21 protein-coding genes, 1 rRNA gene and 3 pseudogenes are annotated in these 25873 nt (G+C 41.6%); 13 read left to right on the forward strand and 12 right to left on the reverse strand.

Annotated features, from left to right (window positions below):
• Positions 1 to 365 precede the first annotated feature (365 nt).
• The gene (locus LEP1GSC194_RS02595) at positions 366 to 1307 is read left to right on the forward strand and encodes a cation diffusion facilitator family transporter (protein WP_036040937.1); all 942 of its coding nucleotides are present in this window, start codon (positions 366 to 368) and stop codon (positions 1305 to 1307) included.
• Positions 1308 to 1808: 501 nt separating this feature from the next.
• Here LEP1GSC194_RS02595 and LEP1GSC194_RS02600 read toward each other — a convergent pair.
• Complete coding sequence (locus tag LEP1GSC194_RS02600; protein WP_020772205.1) at positions 1809 to 2315, reverse strand: PaaI family thioesterase; 507 nt, start codon at positions 2313 to 2315, stop codon at positions 1809 to 1811.
• Positions 2302 to 2895, reverse strand: a complete 594-nt coding sequence (locus tag LEP1GSC194_RS02605) for a TetR/AcrR family transcriptional regulator (RefSeq protein WP_020772180.1) — start codon at positions 2893 to 2895, stop codon at positions 2302 to 2304. Before LEP1GSC194_RS02605 ends, LEP1GSC194_RS02600 begins: the two co-directional genes overlap by 14 nt.
• A gap of 137 nt (positions 2896 to 3032) precedes the next feature.
• Between LEP1GSC194_RS02605 and rrf the strand changes: the two genes are divergently transcribed.
• Positions 3033 to 3149: ribosomal RNA gene (rrf, locus tag LEP1GSC194_RS02610) — 5S ribosomal RNA — on the forward strand.
• 40 nt (positions 3150 to 3189) lie between these two features.
• On the opposite strand, the gene LEP1GSC194_RS02615 is transcribed toward rrf, so the two are convergent.
• Genes LEP1GSC194_RS02615 through LEP1GSC194_RS02625 form a run of 3 tightly spaced genes read right to left on the reverse strand, consistent with a single transcriptional unit; the run spans position 3190 to position 4727 of the window.
• Positions 3190 to 3822: a biosynthetic peptidoglycan transglycosylase gene (locus tag LEP1GSC194_RS02615; RefSeq protein ID WP_020772121.1), complete on the reverse strand. Its 633-nt coding sequence runs from the start codon at positions 3820 to 3822 to the stop codon at positions 3190 to 3192.
• 18 nt (positions 3823 to 3840) lie between these two features.
• Positions 3841 to 4503, reverse strand: a complete 663-nt coding sequence (locus tag LEP1GSC194_RS02620) for a RibD family protein (protein ID WP_036040903.1) — start codon at positions 4501 to 4503, stop codon at positions 3841 to 3843.
• A complete protein-coding gene (locus tag LEP1GSC194_RS02625; RefSeq protein ID WP_051185296.1) occupies positions 4500 to 4727 on the reverse strand; it encodes a (2Fe-2S)-binding protein in 228 nt (75 codons plus the stop codon). The genes LEP1GSC194_RS02620 and LEP1GSC194_RS02625 overlap by 4 nt, the downstream gene beginning before the upstream one ends.
• A 95-nt stretch (positions 4728 to 4822) precedes the next feature.
• On the opposite strand from LEP1GSC194_RS02625, the pseudogene LEP1GSC194_RS02630 reads away from it, so the two are divergent.
• Positions 4823 to 6223: pseudogene (locus LEP1GSC194_RS02630) on the forward strand (MFS transporter).
• 176 nt (positions 6224 to 6399) lie between these two features.
• Positions 6400 to 6609, forward strand: a complete 210-nt coding sequence (locus tag LEP1GSC194_RS02640; RefSeq protein ID WP_020772139.1) for a hypothetical protein — start codon at positions 6400 to 6402, stop codon at positions 6607 to 6609.
• Between the two features lie 50 nt (positions 6610 to 6659).
• Here LEP1GSC194_RS02640 and LEP1GSC194_RS02645 read toward each other — a convergent pair whose 3' ends face one another.
• The gene (locus tag LEP1GSC194_RS02645; RefSeq protein ID WP_086005136.1) at positions 6660 to 7454 is read right to left on the reverse strand and encodes an LIC13212 family protein; all 795 of its coding nucleotides are present in this window, start codon (positions 7452 to 7454) and stop codon (positions 6660 to 6662) included.
• Positions 7455 to 7498: 44 nt separating this feature from the next.
• Between LEP1GSC194_RS02645 and LEP1GSC194_RS02650 the strand changes: the two genes are divergently transcribed.
• The 6 genes and pseudogenes from LEP1GSC194_RS02650 (at position 7499) to LEP1GSC194_RS02675 (ending at position 11645) form a co-directional block, all read left to right on the forward strand.
• Positions 7499 to 8764, forward strand: coding sequence for a hypothetical protein (locus LEP1GSC194_RS02650; RefSeq protein WP_020772169.1), 1266 nt, complete (start codon positions 7499 to 7501; stop codon positions 8762 to 8764).
• 105 nt (positions 8765 to 8869) lie between these two features.
• Entirely contained in the window at positions 8870 to 9457 is a 588-nt protein-coding gene (locus tag LEP1GSC194_RS02655) for a cytochrome C oxidase subunit IV family protein (RefSeq protein WP_020772186.1), read from the forward strand.
• 277 nt (positions 9458 to 9734) lie between these two features.
• Positions 9735 to 10379 carry an LIC_13215 family putative lipoprotein gene (locus LEP1GSC194_RS02660; protein WP_020772179.1) on the forward strand — a complete coding sequence of 215 codons (645 nt, stop codon included), beginning with the start codon at positions 9735 to 9737 and terminating at the stop codon, positions 10377 to 10379.
• A 60-nt stretch (positions 10380 to 10439) separates the two neighbouring features.
• Positions 10440 to 10657, forward strand: a pseudogene (locus LEP1GSC194_RS02665) (antitoxin).
• Positions 10647 to 11082: pseudogene (locus LEP1GSC194_RS22840) on the forward strand (PIN domain-containing protein). Before LEP1GSC194_RS02665 ends, LEP1GSC194_RS22840 begins: the two co-directional pseudogenes overlap by 11 nt.
• 56 nt (positions 11083 to 11138) lie before the next feature.
• Entirely contained in the window at positions 11139 to 11645 is a 507-nt protein-coding gene (locus tag LEP1GSC194_RS02675; RefSeq protein WP_020772164.1) for a hypothetical protein, read from the forward strand.
• A 212-nt stretch (positions 11646 to 11857) separates the two neighbouring features.
• On the opposite strand, the gene LEP1GSC194_RS02680 is transcribed toward LEP1GSC194_RS02675, so the two are convergent.
• The 4 genes from LEP1GSC194_RS02680 to LEP1GSC194_RS02695 form a co-directional block, all read right to left on the reverse strand.
• Positions 11858 to 12427, reverse strand: coding sequence for a gamma carbonic anhydrase family protein (locus LEP1GSC194_RS02680; RefSeq protein WP_020772177.1), 570 nt, complete (start codon positions 12425 to 12427; stop codon positions 11858 to 11860).
• Positions 12428 to 12552: 125 nt separating this feature from the next.
• Positions 12553 to 14979, reverse strand: coding sequence for a phenylalanine--tRNA ligase subunit beta (gene pheT, locus LEP1GSC194_RS02685; protein WP_020772185.1), 2427 nt, complete (start codon positions 14977 to 14979; stop codon positions 12553 to 12555).
• An 81-nt stretch (positions 14980 to 15060) separates the two neighbouring features.
• Positions 15061 to 17916 carry a DEAD/DEAH box helicase gene (locus LEP1GSC194_RS02690; RefSeq protein ID WP_020772160.1) on the reverse strand — a complete coding sequence of 952 codons (2856 nt, stop codon included), beginning with the start codon at positions 17914 to 17916 and terminating at the stop codon, positions 15061 to 15063.
• A complete protein-coding gene (locus tag LEP1GSC194_RS02695; RefSeq protein WP_020772151.1) occupies positions 17917 to 18630 on the reverse strand; it encodes a 7-carboxy-7-deazaguanine synthase QueE in 714 nt (237 codons plus the stop codon).
• Between the two features lie 422 nt (positions 18631 to 19052).
• On the opposite strand from LEP1GSC194_RS02695, the gene LEP1GSC194_RS02700 reads away from it, so the two are divergent.
• Entirely contained in the window at positions 19053 to 19955 is a 903-nt protein-coding gene (locus LEP1GSC194_RS02700) for a lysophospholipid acyltransferase family protein (RefSeq protein WP_020772175.1), read from the forward strand.
• Positions 19956 to 20120: 165 nt separating this feature from the next.
• On the opposite strand, the gene LEP1GSC194_RS02705 is transcribed toward LEP1GSC194_RS02700, so the two are convergent.
• Positions 20121 to 20657, reverse strand: coding sequence for an inorganic diphosphatase (locus LEP1GSC194_RS02705; protein ID WP_020772193.1), 537 nt, complete (start codon positions 20655 to 20657; stop codon positions 20121 to 20123).
• Positions 20658 to 20750: 93 nt separating this feature from the next.
• A complete protein-coding gene (locus tag LEP1GSC194_RS02710) occupies positions 20751 to 22082 on the reverse strand; it encodes an MFS transporter (RefSeq protein ID WP_020772149.1) in 1332 nt (443 codons plus the stop codon).
• A gap of 430 nt (positions 22083 to 22512) precedes the next feature.
• On the opposite strand from LEP1GSC194_RS02710, the gene LEP1GSC194_RS02715 reads away from it, so the two are divergent.
• Complete coding sequence (locus LEP1GSC194_RS02715) at positions 22513 to 23184, forward strand: YdeI/OmpD-associated family protein (RefSeq protein ID WP_036040944.1); 672 nt, start codon at positions 22513 to 22515, stop codon at positions 23182 to 23184.
• A 515-nt stretch (positions 23185 to 23699) separates the two neighbouring features.
• A complete protein-coding gene (locus LEP1GSC194_RS02720; protein WP_408605324.1) occupies positions 23700 to 25484 on the forward strand; it encodes an alginate export family protein in 1785 nt (594 codons plus the stop codon).
• The last annotated feature ends 389 nt before the right edge of the window (positions 25485 to 25873 follow it).

A 25873-nucleotide genomic window follows, 5' to 3' on the forward strand; every position in this document is an offset into this window, starting at 1 on the left:
AATGAATACTTTTTTTGACAACAATTGCAACAATTGTTTCTCTTTCCGATGACTTTCCCGACATTTTTTGAAAAGATTTGCAACATCGAATAACGGGGATTTAACGTTTGGAATTCGAGAAATACGTTCACCAAAGTCGTAATTTAACCGAAGCTCGACGTCAGAAAGACGGCGAATTGAAAATTCAATGCCTCATTTTCGGCGCGCCGGGTTACTTTAGAAAAGTCTAATAGAAGACAATGTCTTCGATTCACAAAACGGTAAGTATATCTTTTAAGAGAATCGATTCTCAACAACGAAAGTATTTTTTTGTTTACAAGCCTGTGGCTTCGCTATTCTGGGAAAGAGATCATTTTAAACGGCTCATGGGAAATCACCGTCCTCACTCACATAACCATTCTCACGATCATTCTCATCACTCCCACGATCATCATTCCGGAAACGCGGGCAAAAGTCTTGTGATCGCGATGTTTTTCAACCTCGTTTACGCGGGAATCGAAGCGGGAATCGGCTTGGCGTCGGGATCGCTTGCCTTGCTTTCGGACGCGGGCCATAATCTGATGGATGTGAGTTCGTTGCTTCTCGCTTGGATCGCGATTAAACTTCAAGAAATAGGGCCTTCTCCCGGATTTACTTACGGGTGGAAAAAATCTTCGATCTTAGTCAGTCTTCTTAACTCCATACTCATTTTCGGCACCGTAGGTTTTATCGTTTACGAATCGATTGAGAAGTTTTCCAGACCGACCGCAGTTTCCGGAGGAATGATCGCCATCGTGGCTTTTGCGGGTGTTTTGGTGAATTTCTCTTCGTCTTTCTTATTTCACAAAAGTAAAGACGAAGATATAAACATGAAAGGCGCGTATCTACATCTTCTTGCGGACGGATTGGTATCCTTGGGAGTGATCGTTTCCGGATTATTGATTCAGTGGTTTGGATTTTTGTGGATCGACCCGCTCATCGGTCTTTTGATCGGGTTCGTCATTCTTTACGGAAACATTCCGCTTTTTAAACAAAGCGTCAGATTGAGTCTGGATTCGACTCCGGATACGATTCAATCGGAAACCGTGGAAAAGGAGCTCAAGTCCATAGAAGGTGTATTAAATATTCATCATATTCATATTTGGCCCTTGAGTACGACTGAAAACGCGCTTACCGCGCATCTCGTTTTGAAAAACGATCTTTCTTCCGAACATCAAAGAGTCATTAAGTCCAAAGCGAGGGAAATTTTGAAGGGCCTGAAAATCGCGCACGTCACTTTAGAAACCGAAGAAGAAAGGGAAAACTGCGGACAAATCGATTGCAACTGACCATGAGATTTTTACATTCCCAATAAACATACGATCGCCAAACCCCGCAATACGGCTGATCCGCCGCATCCGAATCCCAAAAGCACGATCCTTTGAACGTCGAGAACTCCCGCAAATCCACTTTTGGCCGCATCCGTGAAAGCGACCGAGCAGAGATCATAGACAAGACAAAGGTTCCGCTTTCACGGACCGCGCCGACTCCGGGCTCGCGGAGCCCCGCTCGGTCCATCGCGCATTATGAAGTTGAGATAAAAAAGACCGATCAAGGCGCTCGGACCGGGCCCTGCGTGTCGCTTGCGGGCATAACGTTACATGCAACGCTCCCTATGGGTCGCGTTTAAGAAACTCATGCAACGCTCCCTATGGGTCGCGTTTAAGAAACTCATGCAACGCTCCCTATGGGTCGCGTTGCAGGTCGTTCAAGATGGTTTTGGGTTCGACTCTAAGTCCGATCGGGAGTCTATAAATTTTTCTTAATATTCCGTTTATAAGCCCGAAAGGTTATTCTTCCTGATCCTGTTTGCCCTTCATTCTTTTTAACATCGATTCCTGTAAAATCAAAGCGCTCGTAGTGGCGATCGCAACGAGTTTATTTTTCGGATTTCTAACTTCAGCTTGCATCGTCAAAATAGCGGGAGATTTGGAAACCACCTTCGCTTCGATCAAAACGTATTCGTCTTTTGGAGAGAAGGTTCTAAAAAACTGAGTGGATAGATCGGTGGTGACACAAGGTTTTTTGGCGGCAAGATAGGAAAGGGGACCGAACGTGTTATCCAAAGCGGTACAAAGCATTCCTCCTTGAAAAACTCCGACCGGGTTCGTAAAACGATCGTCGTACGGAATTCGAACTACGATCCTTTTTGCTCCTTCGAATTCAACGAACTCCGCATTCATTTCCTTAAAGGATTTGGGCGGAAGTTCAAGGTTGAGACCGTATTCCTTGAACATTTTATCCGCCATCTTGTTCATATCAACCCACGCCTGTGTTACGGATTCAGAAACCGACATTTTTATGCTCCTTAGTTTGTATCATCAATTTAAGACTTTTGATCGTCTTCGGAAAATATTCCTTATCCATTCGGATTCTTGAAATCTGCATCGCCCCTTGAATCGCAGACATAAATAAATCCGCCGTGTCTCGAACGCCGAGAGTAAGCGTAAAGGACCCGTCCTTAATTCCGTCATCCAGAGTTTGTATTAGAAAATCGCGATGTTGATTGTGAAGAACCCGCGTTTTGTCCCGGATTGTTTGAGCAAGAACGTGATATTCCGCACCCACAACGCCGAACGGACAAATCCTTCCGTTCTCGCCCGTATAACTATCGTAGAGTTTAAAAAGCCCGAATAGTCTGACTCTGGGCGATCTTTCCTTTATGTTTTTCTTATATTCTTCAAAATCCCTATAATATACTTCAAGTATTTCAAGACCCAATTCATCTTTGGAAGGATAATGATAATGAATACTAGCCTTTTTAATTCCTAAATCATCCGCTATATTTTGAAAACTGAAAGATTGAAAACCGACGTTTTGAAAATAATCTCTGGCAAGAGTGACAATTTTCTCTCTTGTATCTACCACGGGTTTCATAAAACCACTTACCTATCGGTAGGTAAGTGGGTCAATCTAAATTTAATTAAAAAATCGACAGGTTCTTATAAAGTTCCTCCGTCTTTTCAATTTAAGAATGACAAAACCGGCGAGAATAAAAATATGTCTTTAAGATTCCCGGTGACTATAGAGAGAGGGCCACACCCGTTCCCATCCCGAACACGGAAGTTAAGCCTCTCATCGCTGATGGTACTGTGTGGTTCGCTGCATGGGAGAGTAGGACGTTGCCGGGTTTTCTTGTTTTTACGGTTTATTTCTTTTACGATACGTTAGTTACAACGTTCTTGAAAGCGAAATCACTTCTTCCCGAGTATAAGCGTCCGGTTTTTTTAAGATCTGAATCAACGATTTAAACTGATTCGTTTCCAAATCGATCGGTTTCTTTTTAAAATAATATCGAGAAGCCTGATTCAAACCGCTCATTCCCCTACCCCAATAAACGTTATTGAGATAGTATTCTAAAATCATATTCTTTCCAAGTTCATCTTCCAACGCGGAAGCGATCTGAATTTCTTTCCATTTTCTAGATAAGGATTTTTCCCGAGATAAAAAAAGCGTACGGGCCAACTGCTGAGTGATCGTGCTCGCGCCTCTTATCTTCCGAAAAAATAAGGCGGAAGAAACTAACGTAGAATGAATATCCGAAATGGAATATCCTTTATGAGAATAAAATCTTCTGTCTTCCACCTGAACGGTATATAAAATCCACTCTTCCGGAATCTCCGAAAGACGGATCCATTCCGATTCCAACGGAATCGATTCTTTTCGATCCGGCAAATAAATCAAAGAATCCTGTTGCACCAAAATTTTTCTTTCCGGAAAGAATTGTTCGTAAATTAGAACGGAGGCAAAAAAAATCGGGAGAACTCTCAAAAAAAAAGCGTAGAACAATTCCTTTTGTTTCATATATCCGAAGTTTGATTTTTAAACTTCCATCGTTTTTTCATACATTAGAAAAACTTCATTTTCTAATACTTCCGAAGAGATTAGGTCCCATTTTTTTCGATCGAAGTCCAAATATTCCTTATAACCGCCGGTAATGGAAGGAAGATCTTTTTGTCCGATTAAAAAGGGAACGATTGTGAGATAAATTCTCGATATGAGGCCGGATCTAAAGAAGGAGTCGTTCAGGGAAGGCCCTCCTTCCAAAAGAATTTCCCGGTATCCCATTTCGGAAAGGACCTTAAGAACTTCCAAAGGGCTCAAATCGTTTCCTGAAAGTAGAACGACTTCCGCCGCGGAATCGAGATTGTCGCGGACCAAGGAATAATTTTGATTCAGACAAAAAATCAGCGGAGGTTGTTTAGAAAAACGGAATACTTTTTTATCCTCCGGAAGAGTTCCGGATCTGAGAAGAATCACGGGACGAGGATCCTTTCCGTTTTTAACGTAACGAAGATGAACGACGGGATCGTCGTTAAGAATCGAGTTTTTTCCGAGAATTAAAACGTCCGACTTGGAACGAATTTCATCCATTTTTTTCTTATCGTTCCCGGAAGAAAGTCCGTACCACCTTCCGTCCGGACGAGAAACCTTCCCGTCCAGAGTCATCGCCATATTGATTGATACGTTAGGAAGTGAAGTCATGCTCTCGGAACGTTCAGTTCTCGAGCCAAAATTTTACGAACCGAATTCGAACAGGTCCCGCATCCGGTCGAAGCGCCCGTATCATCCATAAGCTTTTGAAAGGTATCGTTTCCGCTTCGAATCGAAGTCAGGATTTCCTCTTCGGATATTTGGTTGCACACACAAACTTTACGAGGGCGCATTAGTTGGCAGAGATCTACTTGGTTAAAAAATGAGGAATCCATATTCTTATATTTAATTGGACAGTCGGAAAACGATTTTCCATTCAGATTAGAGATTCCGAAAATCTTCTGCAAGAGAAATTTTTTACGGTTTTCATTTGACACCGGGTTTTCGAAAAAATAGCCTTCGAAATCCCTGATTAAAATCAAAAAGGCAAACCATGCAGGATACCAAAAGAGCCCCCTTTCGAGAAATTCTCGGATGGTGCATGTTCGATTTTGCGAACTCATCTTATACGACTGTCATTATCAGCGTAACTTACGGAATCATTTTCAGTCAATTGGTGGTTCCCTCCACCGCAAACCAAGAAAATCCGTTTGAATACGGAAATCTTCTCTGGTCGATCGCTCTTGCGATTTCGTATCTCCTAGTAGTCGTTACGGGACCGATTTTCGGAGCGATCACCGACTACTCCGCGCGTAAAAAACAATTTCTATTTTATAGTTATGTTTTTTGCATCATTTCCACGGGCGCGCTCTGGTTCGTAATCGCTCCGGGACAATATCTTTTAGCGTTTATTCTCATTATCTTTTCCAATTTCTTTTTCGCCTCGGGAGAAAACTTCGCTTCCAGTTTTCTTCCTTATTTAGGACCGAAAGAAGATTTGGGTAAAATCTCCGGTTACGCCTGGGGAATCGGATATTTCGGCGGAATCGCAGCCGTTGCGTTAGTCAATACCTTGGGTCCTAAAACCTTGGCGAATTTCGGCAATCTTCGTTTGGTCGGCCCTTATACCGCATTTTTCTTTTTATTCGCCGGAATTCCGACCTTTCTTCTTTTGAGAGAATACACGGCAGGAAAAGAAAAACCGGAAGGACTTTCCTACCTCAAAATCGGAATCGAAAGAGTGATTGCCACGATGAAGGAAATCCACAAGTTCCGCGATATGGCTTTGTATCTTGTGTCCTTGTTTTTTGCGATGGCCGCACTCGGAATCGTAATCAGTTTCGCCTTTATTTACGGCGCGCAGGAAATCAAAACGGAAGAAAAACACGAGATCGCAATGTTTTTATTGATCCAACTTTTTGCAGCAATCGGCGCGATTGTATTCGGTTTTATTCAAGATAAAATCGGCGCGAAGAAAACCTTCAATATTACGCTTTTATTATGGGTTGTTTGTCTCTTACTGATTTATTGGGTGAAAGATATCACGACGTTTTTGATCGAAATCGGAATTCCGACCACACAACAATGGGTGTTCGTAGGGACGACAGTTTTTGCAGGAGCCGGACTCGGGGCCACACAATCCGCAAGCCGTGCGATCGTAGGTCTTTTTGCACCCGAATCCAAGTCCGGAGAATTTTTCGGTCTTTGGGGTTTATCCGGAAAAATAGCCGCCGCATTCGGTCTCATTGCGGTGGGAGGATTGCAGGTTCTTTTCGATTTAAGAAATTCCTTCTTGGTGGTTTCCGTTTTTTTTATCATTTCTCTTCTCATCAACTTTTTAGTGGATGAAGAAAGAGGGATTCAAACCGCAATCGATTATAGGGAGACTTGAGGATCATTTGAGTTCAAACGCGGTCGCGAGCCGATCTCCGCGATGAAATTCGCTAGCGATTCGCCCAAACTTTCTTCGGGTAATTCAACGTTAATTACAGTGTTTTTCAAAATCGTTCGGGAACGACTTGCGTTTTCCTGAGATTTTGATACTCTGAAAGAAAGGTAAAAAGTAAAATGACTTTCGTAACCGAAGACGAGTTCGAATCGCATCAGAGTCAGCGTAAATTGGCTTTGTCTACGATCGACGAACTGACTCAGACAAAATTGGATTTGTTGGAAGCGGGAAAAGAAGTTCCACGATTTATCAATCTCGCAATTTCCTACCTAAATAAAAAATATCTGACCCAAGAAAAGGTCATCAGCGACTTCTTAATCAAAAAATAACGTTAGACGAAATCCAACGCCGCAACTACAATTCTACATTTGAGCGACGATCATCGAAACTCCAACATTTTGGAGATCATTATTTTCTGATCCAATTCCATCGCATGAAGTTTAAGACTTACCATCTTATCCACTTTTCTCAGGTAAATTTTGTACTGAAGAATGATCTGTTTTTGTTTATTATACGGAAGCGGATTGGCCGCATCGTGCAACTTGGTGGAAACGCTCGCGGAAACGGGTTGAACCGGATTATCCGGCCAAAGAAAATCGGTGTCATGACTCGAAAAGAATTCCAAAAGAATTTCACTGTTATTGTTCGGAGTTCTTTTTCCGTCTCCTAAGAAAGTCGGTCCCTTCGGAGAATTATTAACCAAACGTCTCATTTCTCGAATGAAAACTTCTCCCTTTGCGTTCGTTCTTTTAAACTGAAGAATGATCTTTTCCAAGGATTGTCCGTCCGTTCCGGGATAAATATAAATTCTAGATTGATAGAGATACGTTTTCGGATAATCGGCAAAAGATTGACCGAGACCCAAGTCGAGTTCCAAATATTGTTTATTTTCCTTATCTTGAAACAAGAACTTCGAGGCTACCCGAGGTTCGTCTTCGATATAACGAAGCGCTTTTTTATACGTTTCATTTCCGAGTAGACCGTTGATTTTAAGAATGTTCCCGGCAATGGACGCGTGAAGATTATCGATTTCAATATCCGTAAAACCGCTTTTGCGTACGGTTTCGATCTGTTTTAATTCTTCCTTTTCTTCCATCGTTAGGACCTTGTTCGGTGCGGCTCCTAAACCGGCGACGGAAAGAATCATCAGGAATGTCAAAATACGGATGTTCATAAATTTACCCTTATTCAGATTATCGAAATTCTGATGTTCCATTCTTGATTTTACAAACCAAAAAATTTCAGGATATTATGACTCGTTATTGCAGGTTCAACGGATTTTTTGAGGAAGAGTTACGATCCGCAAAGATCGCTCCCGAAAGATTGGATTTAAAAAACCGATCTCTGGAAAATCTGTTTTTTCTCTTTCAATCGATTTGTAATCCGTCGACTACGATTTTCCTGCGAGAACGTCCCGATCCGAGTTGGACGGAATTTTGGGAAAAGAAAGGAATTCGATTTTGCAAGTTTCAATTCTTAAAAAGAAATTCCGATAAAAATCTTCAAACTTCACCGATCGATCCGATCCGAACTTGGGAAGAATGGGGTTCCGTTTCCGATCTGAATGATTCGGGTGAAATTCTTTATTCTCCTCAAAAAGCGGAACTTTCCAAAAGATTGAATTCTAAAATTCTTCTGGCTCGTTGGAAATCGGAACGAGGTTTTCAAGATATTCCCGCCATGATTTTGGAGAAACCTTCTTATCTTTCCACTTTGTCTTCGGAATGGTCGGAACTACGGCCGGACAAAACCGTTCTCAAACCGGAGTTTAGTTTTTCAGGAAGACATAAAATCCTTAAATTCTCTCCCATCGTTTCGGAAAATTGGGAAGATTGGAACGCCGAAAAAGATTCTTCTTGGTTTCCCTGCGTCGCGGAACCTTGGATGTTACGAACGTTTGATTTTTCCTGCCTCTATGATTTTAACGCGGGAGTTCCCACATTTTCCGGAACTACGATCCAAATCTGCGACGAAAAAGGAAAATACAACGGAGCTTATCTCCCTTCGGAAAAAGAATCCGAACTTCTCGCTTCACTTTTGGAACCGATCGTGAAAGAGTTATCCAAAAGTTTTTCTCCCGAATACATCGGCCCGATTTCGATCGACGGTTTTGAGTTCTATTCTCAAAATATAAAAAAAATACAAAGGATCAGTGAAACGAATTTTCGATGGTCCATGGGAAGAATTTTGTTTGAATTTTCGAAGTCCCCTGCTCTCAACGAAATCAAAAAAGGATTCGATGAAAATCTTTCCATTCTTCCCTTACCCTTGAAAGAACCGATTCCGAAATATTCGGAATGGATTTCAGACTGGGGTAAGTCGAAGGGGCTTGAAATTCTTCCCTTGACTCCGGATCGATTTACTTCGGGAAAGTCCTACGGAACCGCCTGGATTCTCTTGAGCTTTTTAGAAAATTCTCGAGAAACGATACAAGAGAGAATTCAAAAGTTTTATTCCGAATGGAGGAAACGAATTCTTCACTGAAATGTACTTGAGGCTTTTTCAGACCTTGCCAGTATGTCCTCCAGGTCGCGGTTTACCGCCCGGAAAACCATCCGCAATCTATGCGGTCCACATTCAGGATAGAAAATGGAACTGTTTTTAAACTACGCTCTTTACGTAATCGTTAGCATCGGGTTTATGATCCCCTTTACCGGGTTTGTCATCGGAGCCGGAGCGATTGTCAGCGCGACTCTCGCGGGATTTACCGTTAACTTTCTTTCTCAAGTTTTAGAAGAAAATAAACTCCAAGACTTTATCACAAGAAACAAAGACAATAAATTAGGAAAGGCTCTTCAAGACGCAGTTTTAAAAGGCCAGGAAAAATTGAAAGGCGCTCCGGCGGCCGCTCCTGTTCACGCGGAAGAAAGTCACGGTTCACACCATGTCATCTCCGTAAAAACCTATTCAGTGATTTTTGCCACTTTGATTTTCTTTACGTTTGTTACGGTATGGGTTGCAGGAATCGACTTCGGTGCGATGAACGTGATTATCGCGATGGCCGTTGCAACTGCAAAGGCTTCTTTGGTGCTCGGATATTTTATGCACCTTAAATACGATTCGATTATGAACCGAGTCATTTTCGGTTCCGGTTTTCTATTCCTTCTCCTCCTCTTCGGATTTTCTGCTGCGGATATCTTTACAAGATTTAAGGTTCTGCTTTCTTTCGCATTCTAATCAATCGTTCTTGAAAATCCTAAAAGCCGATCTAAACAGATCGGCTTTTTTATTTCTTTGAAACCCCTTTCTCAATTCAAACACAACCGAACACAAGGATTCTTCGCCTTATTTCCGTTAAATGAAATAGAGCGACTTGTCTTAAATTTTTTATATCCGACAACTTTCTTCTTACATGCGGGAAAGAAAATCAGATAGGTTTTAGGATAAATTCTAAATTGACTCGCTTTTTTTATCGAAGAGAGTATTCTTTTCATTTCCTAGGAAGTTCAACCGTATGAAACACAATCCGATTCGTATCATCTCCATCCTCTTCGTCTTAACATTCGTAATACTCGATTGTAAAAAAGAACATTCCTTAAAATCGAACGCGAAGGTAGTGCAAATTCCTTCTCTCGGACTCGGGCTCGACTACGAAGGTTGGAATTTTAACGATAATCCGAATCTCATGAACCAAGCGGAAGAAATCGCATCGAACTCGGATAATTCAGGCACGATTAAAAAGGCTCTTGAATTTGCAGGAATCAACTTTTTTCTTTTTGAATATCCTCAAGGAAGTACGGAAGCCGGTATTTTCAATACGAACATCAATTATACGATAGAAGACCTTTCCAAACAGCCGAGAGAAATTTCCTTGGACGATTACATTTCCACAATGACGGGTCTTTATCCGATCGTATTTCAAAAATACGAAATGATCAATCCTCCGAAAAAATCCAAAATCCACGGAATCGAAAGCGTAATTTTAGAAAGCAGATTTGAACAATCAATCGGCGGTAAAAATCTGAAAATTCACAACTATCAGAGAATTTTTATCGTGAATCAAAAAGCTCATGTTTTTACGGGCGCGTTTTTAGAAAAAGACGCAAGTTCCAAAGGGCCGAAGGTTCTGGAAGTTTTGGGTAAGTTCGTGAAGTTGTAAGTTAAACGACATGGGCGAAAACCGATTAACAATGCACGAAAATCGTGCTTAAAATGAACTATGAAGAATATTACTTTTAGAGCAGACGACCTTGCTTGAAAAAGCGAGACCTACGCGCGGCAAGTGAACGAAAGTCTTTAACTGATGTTTTTAATGAATTTCTTAAAAATTACTCAAACTCTGTTAAAGACGTTTCTGATTATGAAAATCTTTTACAAAAACTAAATTACGTTAAAGTCGGTCGAAAATTTACCAGGGAAGAGATGAATGAAAGATAAAGTATTCTTAGATACTAATCTGTTCATTTATAATTTCGATGCAGAAAACAAAACGAAATATGAGAAATCAAAGGAAATCGTTTCAACCGCGTTAGCAGAAAATAATTACGTAATTAGCTATCCAAGAGTTTTCAAATGTTGCATTGAAAAAGTTTCAGATACCCTTAAAACCAAAAGACTTAGAAATATATTTGAAAAGAGTTATGTTTCCATTGTGCAGTGTTTATTATACTAATGAGAATATTCTGAATGCAATTGAAATCAGGGACCGATATGAACTTTCTTTCTACAATTCTGTTCTTATCGGTTCTGCTATTGAAGCAAATTGTAAAACATTATTAAGCGAAGATTTGCAAGACGGACTTCAAATCAAAGGCCTGCAAATTGCCAACCCATTTCATAATACAATAAAAAAGAAAAAGTAGTTTGATGCCTACTTCATTAAGCGACATTCCCAAAAAGATAAGGACGGTATTTGAGGATGAAACTTTTTCAATCAAAACGAATTCAATTATTCTTATGGATATTTCTTCTATCTCCATTTTCAACGGACAAAATATGGAGTCATGATATTACACTTCCGGATTATTTCAAAGAAGAAGAAACTTCCAGTTATCCATTTTATTTAAACTTCAAACTGAATAACGATCTTTCTGCGACGGTTCGATTACCCGCTAAAATACCGGGCAATTATCGGATCGTACTCGGTGCAAACACTCAGTTTCCCTCCGAGTTTATCTCTTTGTTCAAAATTTCGTTAAACGGAGAAGGTCACAAAGAACTTCCGTTTCAAATCAGAAAGCCAACCAAACAAGGTAGAATATTTTCTAGCATTGATTTTTCAATTCAGGAAGGAGACGCTTATCGAAACGAATATATCGACTGTCACATTACCGTTATAGAAAAAAAAGTGAAACTTCTCAGTCCGAAAAACGCAGCCTTATTTCGCCAAAACTTTTTGGAATTCGGGTTCAGGAAAAAAGACTAATCCAAAATCTAAAGGCCGTCCCAAAACCTTAAAAGAGTCATTTTAAATCAACGGACAAATTCCGCAAAAACGTAACGTTACGCGAACTCGAAATTTTAGCGTAAAATGCAGGAACTTCCTTTGACGGACTTTAGTAACGAAAAAGTCATTCAAAATCCGTAAACTATCGAAAGAGACGGATTATAGGTTTTTGTGGATTGGAAACAAACTCTTTATTCTTTGAAAGGAATTCCCATTCCTCTCAAGATCGTTTTCGCTCGATTCTGAAATTCGACTTCCTCTTCCGTTGTAAACGGACCGAAAATCCCCTTCTTAAATCGATCGGAAAGAGCGATGTATTCCAAACAACCGGCGACACTCAAAACGGGTTTGGCTTTCCCTTCGAAAATTTTCAGCTCCCCGTTCTTCTGTATGACCATCGCTCCCGGAGGAATTTTTTTTCCGCCTCGAACCGTACAACCGGCAGTCACCATCGCCCCGTCTCCGATTTCGGCCTCGTCTAAAACAATACTTCCGATTCCGATGAGACAACCTCTTCCGATCTTACAACCGTGCAACATCGTATTATGGCCGACTAACGTGTAATCTCCGATAAAAATTCCTCGGCTCGAATCGGTATGAAGAGTGGAGTTATCCTGAATGTTGACTCCCTCTCCTAAAACGATCCGATTCATATCCGCTCGAACGACGGTTCCGGGCCAAAGGGAAGAATAGGGGGCCATCTCCACGAGACCGATCGCCGTAGCCTGAGGATGAATGAATGCAGTTTCATGAATATTCATTTTATTTTATATTTTCCCGAATTCATCGCGGTGCATGATGAGTCGCGACTTGAATCATCGTCTCCTAAGAAAGATCATCCTAATCAATAGTTCCTAACTCCTTGAAACGTGAAAACTCAAACGTTTTACCGTAAAACGAATCCGTTCTTTCCGGCAAGCGCGACTAACTGATCGGAAATCTCTTTGATTCTTTCTTGAGTGAAAGTTTTTTCGTAGTTGACCAATCGAAAACGATAACTCACCGATCTTTTTCCTTCCGGAACGTTACCGCCCGCAAATTGAGAATAGACCCAACCTTCCTCCAATTCGGAAATACTTTCCTTTTTTACGAGATCAGTAAACACGTTCGTATTTTCCTTTTCTCCGATCAAAATCGAAAGATCGATTTCAGCTTCTGGGAATTGGGAAGGAACGATAAAACGGGAAACTTTTCGATTTTGATTCCAGAGTTCGACAATCTTCTCGAATTCAATAGAACCGTAAATTACCCTTTTTTTAAGTTCAAAAGAATCCAAAACAGCCGGATGAACGTATCCTAAATTTCCGATAATATTTAATCTATCGTTCTCTGACGATCTTCCGACCAAACGCAAACTCGCTCCCGGATGAAAGATCGGCTCCGGTTTGATCTCCCAGGTAGTTTCAAAAATTTGAATAGAGTTCAAAAGGGATTCGATTTCTTTTCTCACCTTCAGGAAATCCTCTTCCAAAAGTTTCAGATCCGATTCGGAACTTTTTCTGTCATACGAAACCGCAAACGACAGAAATTTCTTTTCGTTTTCCGGCTCCGGAAGATTAAAATACGCCCTGCCAAATTCAAAAATCTTAATCTCCCCAAAACGATCCTGATTGGTTCGAATATTTTTTAACAGAGAAGGCAATAGAGAATTTCGAAGAAACGACTGTTCTTCCGGCATTTCATTCTTAATCTTTACGGAAAGTTTTGGATCTCCATCCAACTCGTTTTCTTTTAAAGATTGAAAGGAATAGTTAAAAACTTCGTGATAACCCAGACTTCCGGAAAAGAACGTCTTACACTTCTTTTCCAATTCTCTGCTTAAATTTCGAATCGGAGTTTTGACTTCCGCCAAAAGAGGAGCCACCTGAATCGTATCGTAACCTCTGGTTCTTCCGATTTCTTCCACGAGATCTTCCGGAATCGTAATGTCGTAGTTATGACGAAATTTCGGAACCAACACTTCGAGTTGATCTCCTTTCCAAGAAACTACAAAATGCAATCTTTCTAATATATCCGTGATATCGCCTTGAGATAACGTAACACCCAATTTCGCGTTGATAAAGTGGATGTTCGTATGAATATGAACTTCTTTATGAGGTGTGTGTAAAAATCCGACCGGCTCCCCGGCCTTCAGAGAAGGACATCCGTTCTCTTTCAATAGATTGAGAGCGCGACGAATCACCGGAAGAGTTGTAGTCGCTTCGAGACCCTTTTCGTAACGTACGGAAGAATCGGATCGAATTCCCGTGGAACGAATGGACTTACGAACTTTTTCTCTCGCAAACACCGCAGATTCCATCACGATTTCGGTAGAAGTATTCTGCACGGCGGATTCTTTTCCACCCATCACTCCGGCGATCGCGACCGGTTTTCCTTGATTGCGTATGAGAAGAATTTCCTCTTCCAAAGAAGGAGACGTTTCGTCCAATAGCCCAAAACGTTCCGCTTTCTTTGCATAGGAAACTTCGAGAGAAATCCCGCCTTGACTTTCCAAAAATTTCTTATCAAAAAAATGAGTGGGTTGGCCCATTTCCAACATCACATAATTGGAAACGTCCACCACGTTGTTGATGACTCGAATTCCGCATTTCTGCAAACGGGATCGGAATTTTCTCTTGGAAGGAAGAATGGAAATATCACGAATCGAAGAAGCGTAATAGGAATGTGCATTCTGATTTTCTAATACTTTCGGAAGTTCGATCGAAAGGTCGAAATTCCAAAGCGATTCGAACGGATTGAAAGTTATCGGTAGACGAAGTTGAGAGGCGAGTTCTCTCGCAAAACCGAAATGATTCCAAAGATCCGGTCTGTGTGTGATGGATTTATTATCAACATCGAATATAATATCATCGTAATGTAACAAAGAACGGACCGTTTTCCCCACTTCCGCGCCTTCGAGTCCGTTTAAAACCCAAACCCCGTCGCTTTCTTCCGACAAAAAAAGTTCCTTTTCGGAGCATAACATTCCCGAACTTTTGACCCCTCTGAGTTCCGACTCTACAATTTCCTTTTCTCCGAGTTTGGCGCCCGGAACCGCGAGAGGAACCAAATCTCCGACTTTTACGTTGGCGGCTCCGGTGACGATTTGTGATTTGGAAGATCCGTCGAAAACCTTCGCGACCTGAAGTTTATCCGCAGAAGGATGTTTTTCCAGAGATTCTATTTTAACAATCTTTACAAAGTCCAACTCGGGACGATACGGATCGGCTCCGTCGATCTCACAAACGGAGATTGCTATCTTCTTTAAAATCGCGTCAAGGCCAACCTCTTTCAAAGGCGTAAAATCGTTCATCCAATCTAAGGAAAGTTTCACGTCGTCAAACTCCGTTCCAATTACTGAAGTCCAGAAACCTCGATCAAAATCGGATGTCGAGCAGGAAAATCCGCTTGGCTTTTAGTTCGGGAGATATACCTGAAAGAGTTGAAATCGATGTTGAATCGTTTTACCGTTTCTTACCTTACGAAGCTCTCGATCAAAGTCTTCCTTAACTTTTTGAATTTCGTTTCGGGTTCGGTTCATCGCCGATTTTTTTTCGGGCTTTCCTTCCCATTTGAAGGCGGCTTCTTGACGCATCAATTTTTCTTCGAGTTGTCTAAGCGTATTCTGATTGCTCGTTCTGATTTTGAATTCCTCCTTTTGAAAGAGATCCAAAGTCTGCTCTCCGAGTTCCTTTTTTCTGGTCTCCAAAATTTCATCCAAGGCAAGGAAAGTTCGGATTAAATTTTCCTCCAAACGGGAAGGAAGTTCGAAATGATCAGGTGTTGAAGTTACAGTTGAAGATTTTGGGACGGAATGAGCTTCCCTAATTTCTTCGGGAAGTTCTTCGATTCTTTTTACGGAACCCGTTCTCGGATTTGTCTCGAAGTAAAATAACTCGGTTCGCTTGAGTGTGAACTGAAACTCCACCAAGAAAACGTAATATTCCTTATTGGAAATCGAATGAAAAGAAGCGCTCCATCCCTTTTGATTTTGAATCAGATAAGAAACGGTCTTATCGATGAGGGGATGTCCGAAGGCCAAAAATTCCAAACTGTCGTTTTGGAGCGCGAGTTCGGAATCGAACGTTCCTAATTTTCCCTTATACTGAGGCGAGTCGATTTCGTAAATCTGAGGTTTTTTCCGAATCAGTTTAAAACCCGCTTCTTCCGAAAAGAATCGAGTAAACCTGGAAATAAATTCTTCCAAATGCGTATTGTTAAACGAACGTTCTTCGAGCGTGTGACTGTAATAATCCAAAAGATTAAAGTCAATCAACTTCGGAGTGACAAGCGCGCCCAATTTTTCAAAACCTTTTTGTGCGATCTTAATCCGGTTATCGATCTCATCTTCCATTTCGATTTTGGACTTATTGCCCGTTACAAACTTCATAAAGGAGGAATTAAAATCCAACTCGTCTTCGATCGCTCCGAGCAGTTCGTCCGATGAGCCGATAGACTCCTCGAAAAGACGGATCTTGTTCGTAAGCACTTCCAAAATCCTTTCCGCAACCGTATCTTTACTCGCAAAGTTAAAGATGAATACGTTGTCCTTTTGTCCGAACCTATGAATCCTTCCGATTCTTTGTTCGATCTTGAGGGGACTCCAAGGAAGATCGTAATTGAAAAGTACGTTCGCAAACTGAAGGTTTCTACCTTCTCCACCCGCTTCCGTACAGATCAGAATTTCAGTTTTCGTTTTAAATTCAACGATCGCCCTTTCCTTCGCGTCCGCACTTAAAGAACCGTGAAACAAAGTGACCTGAAAATCGGAAAGAACGCCGGCCAAAAAATCCTGAGTCGATCTGAACTGAGTGAATATGATGAATTTTGAATGCCCTTCCTTTTGAAGTTTGAGAATCGTTTCCTTTAATTTTATGGATTTTTTATCTTCTTTGATTTTTTTTCCGAGAAGAATCAATCGATTGAGCGAAAGAAGCTCTCTTTTTAAACTTTGAAGATCGAGTTGAACGGATTCGTCCAAACCGGAAACGAATTCCTCCACGTCTTCGGTTTCGTCCAAGTCCCATTCGTCCAAGCTAGATTCCATTTGTTTAATATGATGGAATCGGTTTTCCAAAAGGAACTTTCTTTTTGTAAGCGCGGAAATAAGAGCGAACACCGAAGAATCCAACAATTTCTGAAATACGATCATCACGAATCCGATCGCGCGGTTCTGCGTTCTCATCGCGAGATTGTATTCTCTTCGTACGTAGTTGGTCGTTTCCTCGTAAAATTCTCGTTCCACCGGAGAAAGTTCGATTCTTACCGTTTTGGCGAATCGTTTCGTAAACCCGCCGACCTCGACCTTTCTTCTCCGCAAAAGAACCTTGGAAATTTTGTCCTTGAGGTCGGTTTTATTTCCCAGAATATAATCGTTTACGAATGTATGATACGGACCCAAAATATTCGGATCGACTAGGTGCATTAGATAATAAAGTTCTTCTAATTTTCCTCGAAACGGAGTCGCGGTTAAAAGAAGAAGACATTCGCACTTCTTGGAAATCTTTTCGGCAAACAGATAGGCGCGCGTAATTTTATGGTAATCCCTTCTGAGCCTGTGAGCTTCGTCGAAAATGACGATGTCCCATTTCGTTTTGAGAATTTCTTCCGCGTATTTCGGATTTTTAATAAAGTCGACGGAAGTGATGACGTGTTGAAAATTTTTCCAGTTCTTATCGCCCTCCGTGTGAAAATTTCTTCGCTTAACGATTTCAAAATCTTCGTTGAACTTATTCTTCAACTCCTGTTGCCACTGAACCAAAAGGGGAGAAGGCGCTACGATCAAAACCTTCTTGTAACCCCTTCGAAAGATCAGTTCCTTCATCACAAGAGCGGCTTCGATGGTTTTTCCCAAACCGACCTCGTCCGCCAAAATAAAACGAGGTCGCAAACTGTTGACCACGATGTAAGTCGATTCGATCTGATGCGGAAGAAGTCTCGTTCTGGAATTGGAAAGAGCGGAAAGTTTATCGAATGCGTGTGTGAGTTTTAACTCATAAGCGGTCAGAGCGAGATCCATCAATCCCGCTTGTTCGCCTACGTTTCGGAGAGGGGAAGGATAACCCGGAAGAATTTTCAAATACGGAGAATTTTCCGAAACCGTCTTTTTGGAGGAAGTCGACGTAAACTCGATCGTAAATTTTCCTTCGTTCGATGAAACGATCTTTCCGATGCCCGATTCGGGAGAATTGGTGAGATAACAAAAATCTCCGCGATACCCCGAGCGGGGACTGGATTCAAAATCAAGACTGAGTTGTAAAGTATCTTCCAACTAAACTCCTCTCTTATCGCCCCAGATGTATTTATGAGTTTGCAGGGAAAGGCGAAGTCCGGAACCCAAAGAGGATTTCATCCATTCCGCGAGTACTTCGGGCGACAATTCTCCCTGCACCGGAGAAGCCAAGAGGTTCCCGGACAATCTATGATTTTCGATCACTTCGAGACATCTTTCAAAATCGTTTCTATCGCGGATCACGAACTTAATCTCGTCCAAATCGTTCTTTCTTTTATTATAAATTTCTAAATTTCTCAAACTCATACGGTCTTCCATTCCGGAACCGGGAAGTTTGTAATCCAGAGTAAAAACGAATTGATCCAACCCTTCTATCGATTCCGCACCGTTGGTTTCCACCCTCGGTCTCGGATATAAACCGGAAGATTTTCTAGTTCTGAAAATCTCTTTTCCCAATGCGACGCTGAAGTCTCGGTTTCTTCCTTCAAGAGGTTCTCCGCCGGTAAGAAGAACTTGAGTATTAACCGGACTTAAGTTTTGAATTTTATCCAAGACCCGATTCAAGTTCCATTCTTCACCCGCGTTCGGAGACAACGCGTATGGAGTATCACACCATAACTTTCTTCCGGTCACCATTCCGCATCGAAGCGAACATCCCGCCATACGTACGAATACGGTCGGGACGCCCGTTGAAATTCCTTCTCCGGAAAGAGAAAGATAAATTTCATGTACGGAGGTTTTCAGATTGTCCATGGGTTCTTTCGAGTACAAGATTTTTCTTTGAGCAAGCAACGAGATCGTAAAAAAATAGAAAGGGTGAATTCCAGAATTTCCGACCTACCCTTTGCGGTCAACTCTCGGAGCTTCCATTTTTAAAACGCGGATTTTTTTCATCTTCAAAACTTCGTGTTGACAAAAAGAATATTTTAAAATCGAGAAAGATGCAAGATTCTAAAATATTCCTTCTTAGAAAAAAGAAAGAATCCCGCTTAGTTTGATCCTTCAATAAAGTCCGTCGAAAAGGGTAGTTCTTTTGCTTGTCAATCCGGATGGAAATCGTTCCCTTTGTAATAAGAACCTGCCGAGTTAGGCATCAGTTCACACGGCTTGTGACCTTGACGATAAAGTAAAATTAAGTTTAGCACAAGCTGTAAAAAAACAATTTCGGGGCCCCCTTGATTCGTTATATACCGTCTTTTATCTTTGTTTATCTATTCTATCTTCCGTTTCGAATTTTACCGTATCGTTTGTGTCTTTTATACGGAAGATTTCTCGTGATTCTTCTCTATCCCCTTGCAAGAAAACACAGAAGAATCGCGTATGAAAATATTTCTCACGCGTTCCCCGAATATTCCGAAGCGCAAAAGAAAGAACTCGTTTGGAAAAGTATTCTTCATATCGGAAATCTGGCCGCGGGAACTTTGTATGCTCCGCGTTTGAATCAAAAATGGATGGATCGTTATCTCGTTTATGATCCCGAATCCTTAGCTCTTGAAAAGAAAACAAACGAAGAAGGCGTCGGAGTCGTTTTGATTTCCGGTCATTTCGGAACCTGGGAAATCTTAGTTCAGTTTATGGGCATGCGCATGAAAGGCGGAGGAATTTATAAAAAGGTAAGAAATCCGTTTGTGGATAAATTGATCTATCAACTCAGAACTAAAAACGGAATCAAACTCGTTTCTACGGAAGAATCCAGTCAAGTGACCAAAATGTTAAAACAAGGTTATTGGGTCGGGTTCGGTTCGGATCAAAACGCGGGCAAGGTCGGAATTTTCGTAAATTTTTTCAATCGCCCCGCATCCACTTATCAAGGTCCCGCATTGATGGCTTATCTTACCGGCGCAAAGATGCTTTTGTATTCGGTTCTTTGCGGAGAGAACGGTAAGGTGATCGTTCGAGTCAAAGACCTGGGATTTGTGGATAAAAAGGCGTTTGAAGATCGGGAAACCGCAATTCGCCATTACACGGAAGTCTGGACAAAGGCCTTAGAAGAAGAAGTGAAGTTGTTTCCGGAACAATACTTCTGGGTTCATAGACGCTGGAGAACGAAACCGGGAGATTTTCCCGGTCAAGTTTGAAAACGGGATTCTCTTTTTTTGAAAAGTCGTAAGGCTGAAAAAAAGTATATTCCAGAACTAAATTCTAATTTTGGAATATACTTTTTTTGCGGACGAAGTTTCCGATCGGATTCAAATCGAAATTCTTAAAACTTCGATCGTTCGCCGAAAACGAAAATTTACCGATTACTTTTTAGGAAACGTTTTCTTATACAATTCCAAAGAATCTAAAACGATCTTTCTCGCCAACTCTGCGTTTTGAAAGTCTTCGATAACTACGGTTTTGTTTTCCAACTTCTTATAATCTTCGAAGAAGTGTTTGAGTTCCAACGTAAAGTGCGGGGGAAGTTCCGAAATATCGTTGATATGATTGACCGACATATCGTTAGCCGCGACTGCGATGATCTTATCGTCCTCCTCGCCGGAATCCAACATTCTCATCACACCAATCACTTTTGATTTTACCAAACAAAGCGGTTCCAACTCAACCTGAGAAAGAACCAAAATATCAAGAGGATCGTGATCTCCACAATAAGACTGAGGAATAAATCCGTAATTTGCCGGATAATAAAAAGAGGAATATAAAACCCGATCCAGTTTCAAAATTCCGTATTCTTTATCGACTTCGTATTTCGCGCGGCTTCCGCGTTTTATTTCAATAATGCCGTTTACGAATTCCGGAACTTGATCTCCGGGTGAAATATCGTGCCAAGGGTGTACCATATTAGAAAACTATTTTAACGGTCAAAGGAAAGGCAAGTTTAAAATACGATTCCTTCCGAACGGAACGACGCTCCCTTCTTCCATACGATCGAGTTAAGCCTTGGGCTTCCAACTCCAAGTAACGGCAAGTAATGCGAGAGAGATCAATGTCGCACCTATGATGAGATACAAGGATTGTTCCCAATGAAATCCGGGTTGTTTGCTCAGCCATCCCACCGCTTTTGAAAGAACCGTTCTTCCCAAATAACCGAATAATCCGATAAAACCCGCCGCGGCCCCCACCGCTTTTTTCGAAGTGAAATCAAGGCCCGCAACGCCTAACAGCATGACTGGCGGATAAATAAAAAAACCGATTATACCGAACAAAGTAAGATCCAACCAAAGAAAACCCGGAGGAGTGAACAACAATGCGATCAAAGCGGATAAAATCGGAAGCATACATAAGAAACTCACCATCCCTCTTTTCCCGCCCAGTTTATCCGAACCCCAACCCACAAGAAGCGTGGAACCGATTCCCGCAAATTCGTAGATGAGAGTACTCATCCCTCCCTTTTCCAAAGAGGCGCCCTTTGCAAATTTTAAGTAAGTCGGACCGATATCCGTTAAACTATAACGAACCACATAAACGAAAAAGTTCGCGAAAGCGAACGTCCAAACATAATAATTCTTTAATACGGATCCGATGATGATTTCCTGAAACGAAAGTTCTTTTTCCTGTTCTTGGGAGGATATTCTCAATTCTTTTTCGGGATCTTCCTGATATTCTTCGATCGGAGGAAGACCTACCGACTGAGGAGTGTCCACCAATCGGAACAGAAGATAAACTGCGGTTACCACCGCTATCGAAGCGGGAATATAAAATGCGTTTCTCCATCCCCACCAGGCGGCGCTATAAGCGGCGACAACTCCCACCAAACCCCCGCCCACGTTATGCGCTATATTCCAAATTGCGAATTTAGATCCTCTTTCGGCGACTCCGAACCAGTGGCCGAGAGAACGCCCGCAAGGAGGCCATCCCATTCCTTGAACCAATCCGTTCAACGCCCAGAGATAAAAATGAACTTCATATTGACTCGAAGCCCCGAAAAATAAATTGCAAACCGCGCTTAAGATCAAACCCAAAGGCATGAAGTATTTCGGATTACTACGATCGGATAAAATTCCCATCAGGAATTTTCCGATCCCGTACGTGATCGCGGTCACCGCTAAAATGTTCGTGATCTGTTCCTGGTTGTAACGAAGGGCTTCTCCCATCTCCTTGGAAACGACCGGAAAGTTATTTCTTACGAGATAAAATACTGCATAACCGATAAAGGTCGCTTCTAAAATTCTCCATCTAAAACGAGGATAAGATCGGTCGATCACTTCTTTCGGTAATAGGGGTTTTGGTTTGGCGGGCAAAAACCAACGCAATGGTGAAATCATTAGGCCCAATCTTAAGAATCTAGAATCGCTTACAAGGTCATTTTCATGGTTCGGTTTGCATTTCGTTACGGAAAGAGTTAATAAAACCCTTAAATATGAGTTCTCTTTAAAAAATTCTTTCGATAATTTTAAAGAAACTCAAAACGCTCTCAATCAAGCAGTCTTTCTTTACAACAATGTCCGGCTTTCATCTGCATTTAGGCCTTTTAACTACTGATTCTGTTCATCAAGCTGCTGATTTCTGCCAACATGATTTTAGGACTTTACACAGTATGTTTTTCTGTAAAAGTAGAATCTCCTTCGGTTTACAGAAATATCTGATCCCTAACCACTAAGGCCTGATTCCTAAAACGTAGGAGTTCCAGCAATTTGCGGAACTTATAAAAAAACGGATTTGCATTTTTTAAAAACCTTCGTTTCCTTACGCCTTATGATAGATTTGAATCCTGACTTAATTAAAAAGATGAGACTCAAGGAAGGAAATCGGCTGATCGTGATCGGGAAAGAGAACGAATACAAGTCGACTCCTCCTATCTCGGGCGTTATTGTTACGAATGAAATTTCCGAAGCGGATGGAATTCTTCTTTTTGCCGATTCCACCTCTTCGCTCAAATCTTCTTTTTCAAAAATTCTAAAAACGATCGGTAAGGAAACTCTGCTTTGGATCGCTTATCCGAAAAAATCCTCGGGCATCAAAACGGACTTAGATAGAGATCGCGGTTGGGAACCTCTTTCCCAAAACGGATACGACGGGATCGCACTTATTTCCTTAAACGATATTTGGTCCGCGGTCCGATTTAAAAAAGCCGAAACCGTAAAAAAAGGCGGCTCCAAAGCGGAGAAACAAAAACGTCCGGAACTTTCCAAATATATCGATTACGAAACAAAGATCGTAAAACTTCCGGAAGACGTAAACAAGGCTCTTTCCAAAGATAAGGATATAAAAAAATCTTTCGAATCCCTATCTTGGTCGCACAAAAGAGAATATATCGAAGCAATCTTAGACGCGAAATCTTCGGAAACCAGAACAAAACGAATTCAAAAATTAATACAAGCGGTAAATTCAAAGAAGCCGATTGCGAAAAAGAAAACCGGCTCATAGGAAGACCGCGTAGCGTCCTAACCCCTACAACTAAACCCTCGCCACTTGAAACGTGGGAACTCCCGCTTCGAGTAGTTAGTAGCGAGTTGTTAGGGGTTAGGACAATCGCATCGAAGAGACGTAATCTGTGGGAACTCACGCATTCAGAAGGGACGATCCCCCACCTAACCCCTAGTCACTAAACCCTCGCCCTTGAAACGTGGGAACTCCCTGCGTTTTTGTGGAACTTAGTGTCTCGCTTCTATTGGCGCTCGACAGGTTTGGAGCAAATTCTTAGCCATCCGACATAATCGGTAAAAAAATTTCCGCATTCCATTCGTCTATTCCCTTTAACGTTCCATATTCAATTTTTGAATACATTTATATTTTATAATATAATAAATTCAAATTATAACCATCAGGGGCCGTGCTGCGTTCCGTAAATTTAAGTCCGGCCGTTCCCGCGTATTTTTTGCGACACTGCAAACGAGAAATAAAAATCGAGAGGACCCGACTTGAAAATTTGCAAATTGAAAATGATCCAACTTTCGCTCATACTAATTGTTTTTTCATTCTCGGAAATCAACGCTAAAAGAACGAAAAGAGTCAAACGTCCGAAAGTTCGGAATAACTCGACACAAATGGTTCAGCGAGAACCGATCGAAGTTCAAAAACAGGAAGTAGTTCCAGGGCCCGCCGCAACCGAAGTCGAAATTAAAGAACCGAAAAAAGAAACTCCCTGGCACGAGTCGGTTAAACTCGGCGGTTTGGTTCGAATTCGTCCCGAAGCCAGGTACAATTACGATTTTGATAAATTCAAAAATGATAATGTTTCTTTCGTAGGCGCCAAAGCTCAAATTTGGATCGAAAAAGAATTCACCGAAAAAACGAAATCAAAGATCACATTACAAGATTCCGCTCTTTGGGGAGGTGAAAAAGGTTCTTCCATCGGACTCGATACCGCAAACGACAACACAAGGCAATCGGTCGGAATTCGAGAAGCTTGGATAGAATCCAAAGAATTAATCGGCCCCGTTACGTTACAAGCGGGAAGACAAATTCTAAAATACGGAGACGAAAGACTCGTGGGCGCTTTGGAGTGGAACAACGTCGGAAGAAGTTTTAACGGTTTCCGTTTAAAGATCGATAAAGAACTTTTTTCCTCTCACGCCTGGGCGATGATCGTGGGCGAACAAGATTCGGACGTCGCGGGCAATTCCACTAATTTAGGAAAAAGGAATTCGTTTCCGATACAATACACTTGCCCTCCCAATTCCCTCTCGCCTTCCGCTTGTACGTTCACCGCGGAACTTTCCAAACAACAACAAGGAGACGCGACCTTCACCGGCTTTTACAATACGTTCAAACCGTCCGATTTACTCCACATAGACGCGTATTATATCGGATTGTATAAGAAGTGGCTGCCTCATAATAACTCTACGATTCTGCTCCTTCCTAATCCCGAAACGATTCCGAGGGATTCCAGATACGATCAACTGCATACGTTCGGACTCAGACTTTCCAACAGAACGAGTCCCGATAAAAAGGCGAAAATTCCGTTTGATTTTTCGATCGAATACGCGAGACAAACCGGAAGGAACGGTCTGAACATCGCACCGAGTTGGGATAGTTTAAACACAAACTTTTCCACCGTGGATCCTCTTACCGGCAAAACAATGACGAATAACGTTTACAAAGAAAGACAAGCTTACGATGCTTATGCGTTCGCACTCGACTTCGGTTATACGATCGGATCCTTCCGACTCGGCGGCGTATACGACATTGGTAGCGGAGATCCGAATCGAAAGGACGGAAAAATTGCGACGTTCTCAAACCTGTTTCATTCCAATCACGGTTTTTTCGGAGAAGCGGATCAAGTGAGTTGGGTCAACATGATCGGTAAGTCCGCAAATCTTACTTGGGACGGGGGCGAATTCGGTAAGTTAAAAATCGCCTATTGGATCGTTGACAAACAAAAAAGACAAGATGGTTGGTACGACGTTACGGGAACCCTCAAGGACGGAGCCAGTACGGAATCCTACGCAAACAACCGCTTTAAGGATCCCTATATTCAAAACGAAAAAGGCGCCTTGGATCAAAGGGGAGTAACGACTCTTGGAAAGAATTTGTTTAGAGAAATCGATATGCTTTATTCATTCAAATATAAGGATATTCTTTGGGCGTTAGGAGGGAGTTGGATTTTTGCGGGCGACGCGGTTCGACGCAAACTCAACGACGACTCGATTTCTCCCGAATTTAGAAAAACCAACTTTCTTCCTCAAGCGCAGTTCGGTTACTTAATGATGACGGTTCAATTTTAAACCGAAGAAAAATAACTTTCAAAATTTTGAATGTATTTTCGATAAAACGTTTTCGATTCGAAAGGCGGATTTCACGCGCAATCGTTGTTTTTAAACGGAATTCATCCCGAAATCGACGCGTTTCGTTTTGAAATTCCGTTATACGACATCCGGATTTATTTTTGAAATCGAATCTTCAAACTCCCGAAATTCGTAAACAAGGAGCGCCTCATTCTTTTATCCTTGTATAAATAACCGATTCTAAAATCGTAGTAAAAACAAACGTCTCATTAACGAAGACGTAAAATATCTCCTGGTTCCAACCTTCCTCTCTTCGATCGGTTTTTTGATCTTCCGGATAAGTTCATCTTGAAAATTCAAAGTATTAGAGGTTCCCGGAATGCGGGCGA

This window comes from Leptospira alstonii serovar Sichuan str. 79601 (assembly GCF_000347175.1).
In the GTDB taxonomy this organism is placed as follows: Bacteria; Spirochaetota; Leptospiria; order Leptospirales; family Leptospiraceae; genus Leptospira; species Leptospira alstonii.

Bases quoted from the DNA above. Each gene is read 5' to 3' on its own strand.
- LEP1GSC194_RS02595 (WP_036040937.1), top strand. From the start codon at position 366: ATGGGAAATCACCGTCCTCACTCACATAACCATTCTCACGATCATTCT.
- LEP1GSC194_RS02600 (WP_020772205.1), bottom strand. From the start codon at position 2,315: ATGTCGGTTTCTGAATCCGTAACACAGGCGTGGGTTGATATGAACAAG.
- LEP1GSC194_RS02605 (WP_020772180.1), bottom strand. From the start codon at position 2,895: ATGAAACCCGTGGTAGATACAAGAGAGAAAATTGTCACTCTTGCCAGA.
- LEP1GSC194_RS02615 (WP_020772121.1), bottom strand. From the start codon at position 3,822: ATGAAACAAAAGGAATTGTTCTACGCTTTTTTTTTGAGAGTTCTCCCG.
- LEP1GSC194_RS02620 (WP_036040903.1), bottom strand. From the start codon at position 4,503: ATGACTTCACTTCCTAACGTATCAATCAATATGGCGATGACTCTGGAC.
- LEP1GSC194_RS02625 (WP_051185296.1), bottom strand. From the start codon at position 4,727: ATGGATTCCTCATTTTTTAACCAAGTAGATCTCTGCCAACTAATGCGC.
- LEP1GSC194_RS02640 (WP_020772139.1), top strand. From the start codon at position 6,400: ATGACTTTCGTAACCGAAGACGAGTTCGAATCGCATCAGAGTCAGCGT.
- LEP1GSC194_RS02645 (WP_086005136.1), bottom strand. From the start codon at position 7,454: ATGAACATCCGTATTTTGACATTCCTGATGATTCTTTCCGTCGCCGGT.
- LEP1GSC194_RS02655 (WP_020772186.1), top strand. From the start codon at position 8,870: ATGGAACTGTTTTTAAACTACGCTCTTTACGTAATCGTTAGCATCGGG.
- LEP1GSC194_RS02660 (WP_020772179.1), top strand. From the start codon at position 9,735: ATGAAACACAATCCGATTCGTATCATCTCCATCCTCTTCGTCTTAACA.
- LEP1GSC194_RS02675 (WP_020772164.1), top strand. From the start codon at position 11,139: ATGAAACTTTTTCAATCAAAACGAATTCAATTATTCTTATGGATATTT.
- LEP1GSC194_RS02680 (WP_020772177.1), bottom strand. From the start codon at position 12,427: ATGAATATTCATGAAACTGCATTCATTCATCCTCAGGCTACGGCGATC.
- LEP1GSC194_RS02695 (WP_020772151.1), bottom strand. From the start codon at position 18,630: ATGGACAATCTGAAAACCTCCGTACATGAAATTTATCTTTCTCTTTCC.
- LEP1GSC194_RS02705 (WP_020772193.1), bottom strand. From the start codon at position 20,657: ATGGTACACCCTTGGCACGATATTTCACCCGGAGATCAAGTTCCGGAA.
- LEP1GSC194_RS02710 (WP_020772149.1), bottom strand. From the start codon at position 22,082: ATGATTTCACCATTGCGTTGGTTTTTGCCCGCCAAACCAAAACCCCTA.
- LEP1GSC194_RS02715 (WP_036040944.1), top strand. From the start codon at position 22,513: ATGATAGATTTGAATCCTGACTTAATTAAAAAGATGAGACTCAAGGAA.
- LEP1GSC194_RS02720 (WP_408605324.1), top strand. From the start codon at position 23,700: ATGATCCAACTTTCGCTCATACTAATTGTTTTTTCATTCTCGGAAATC.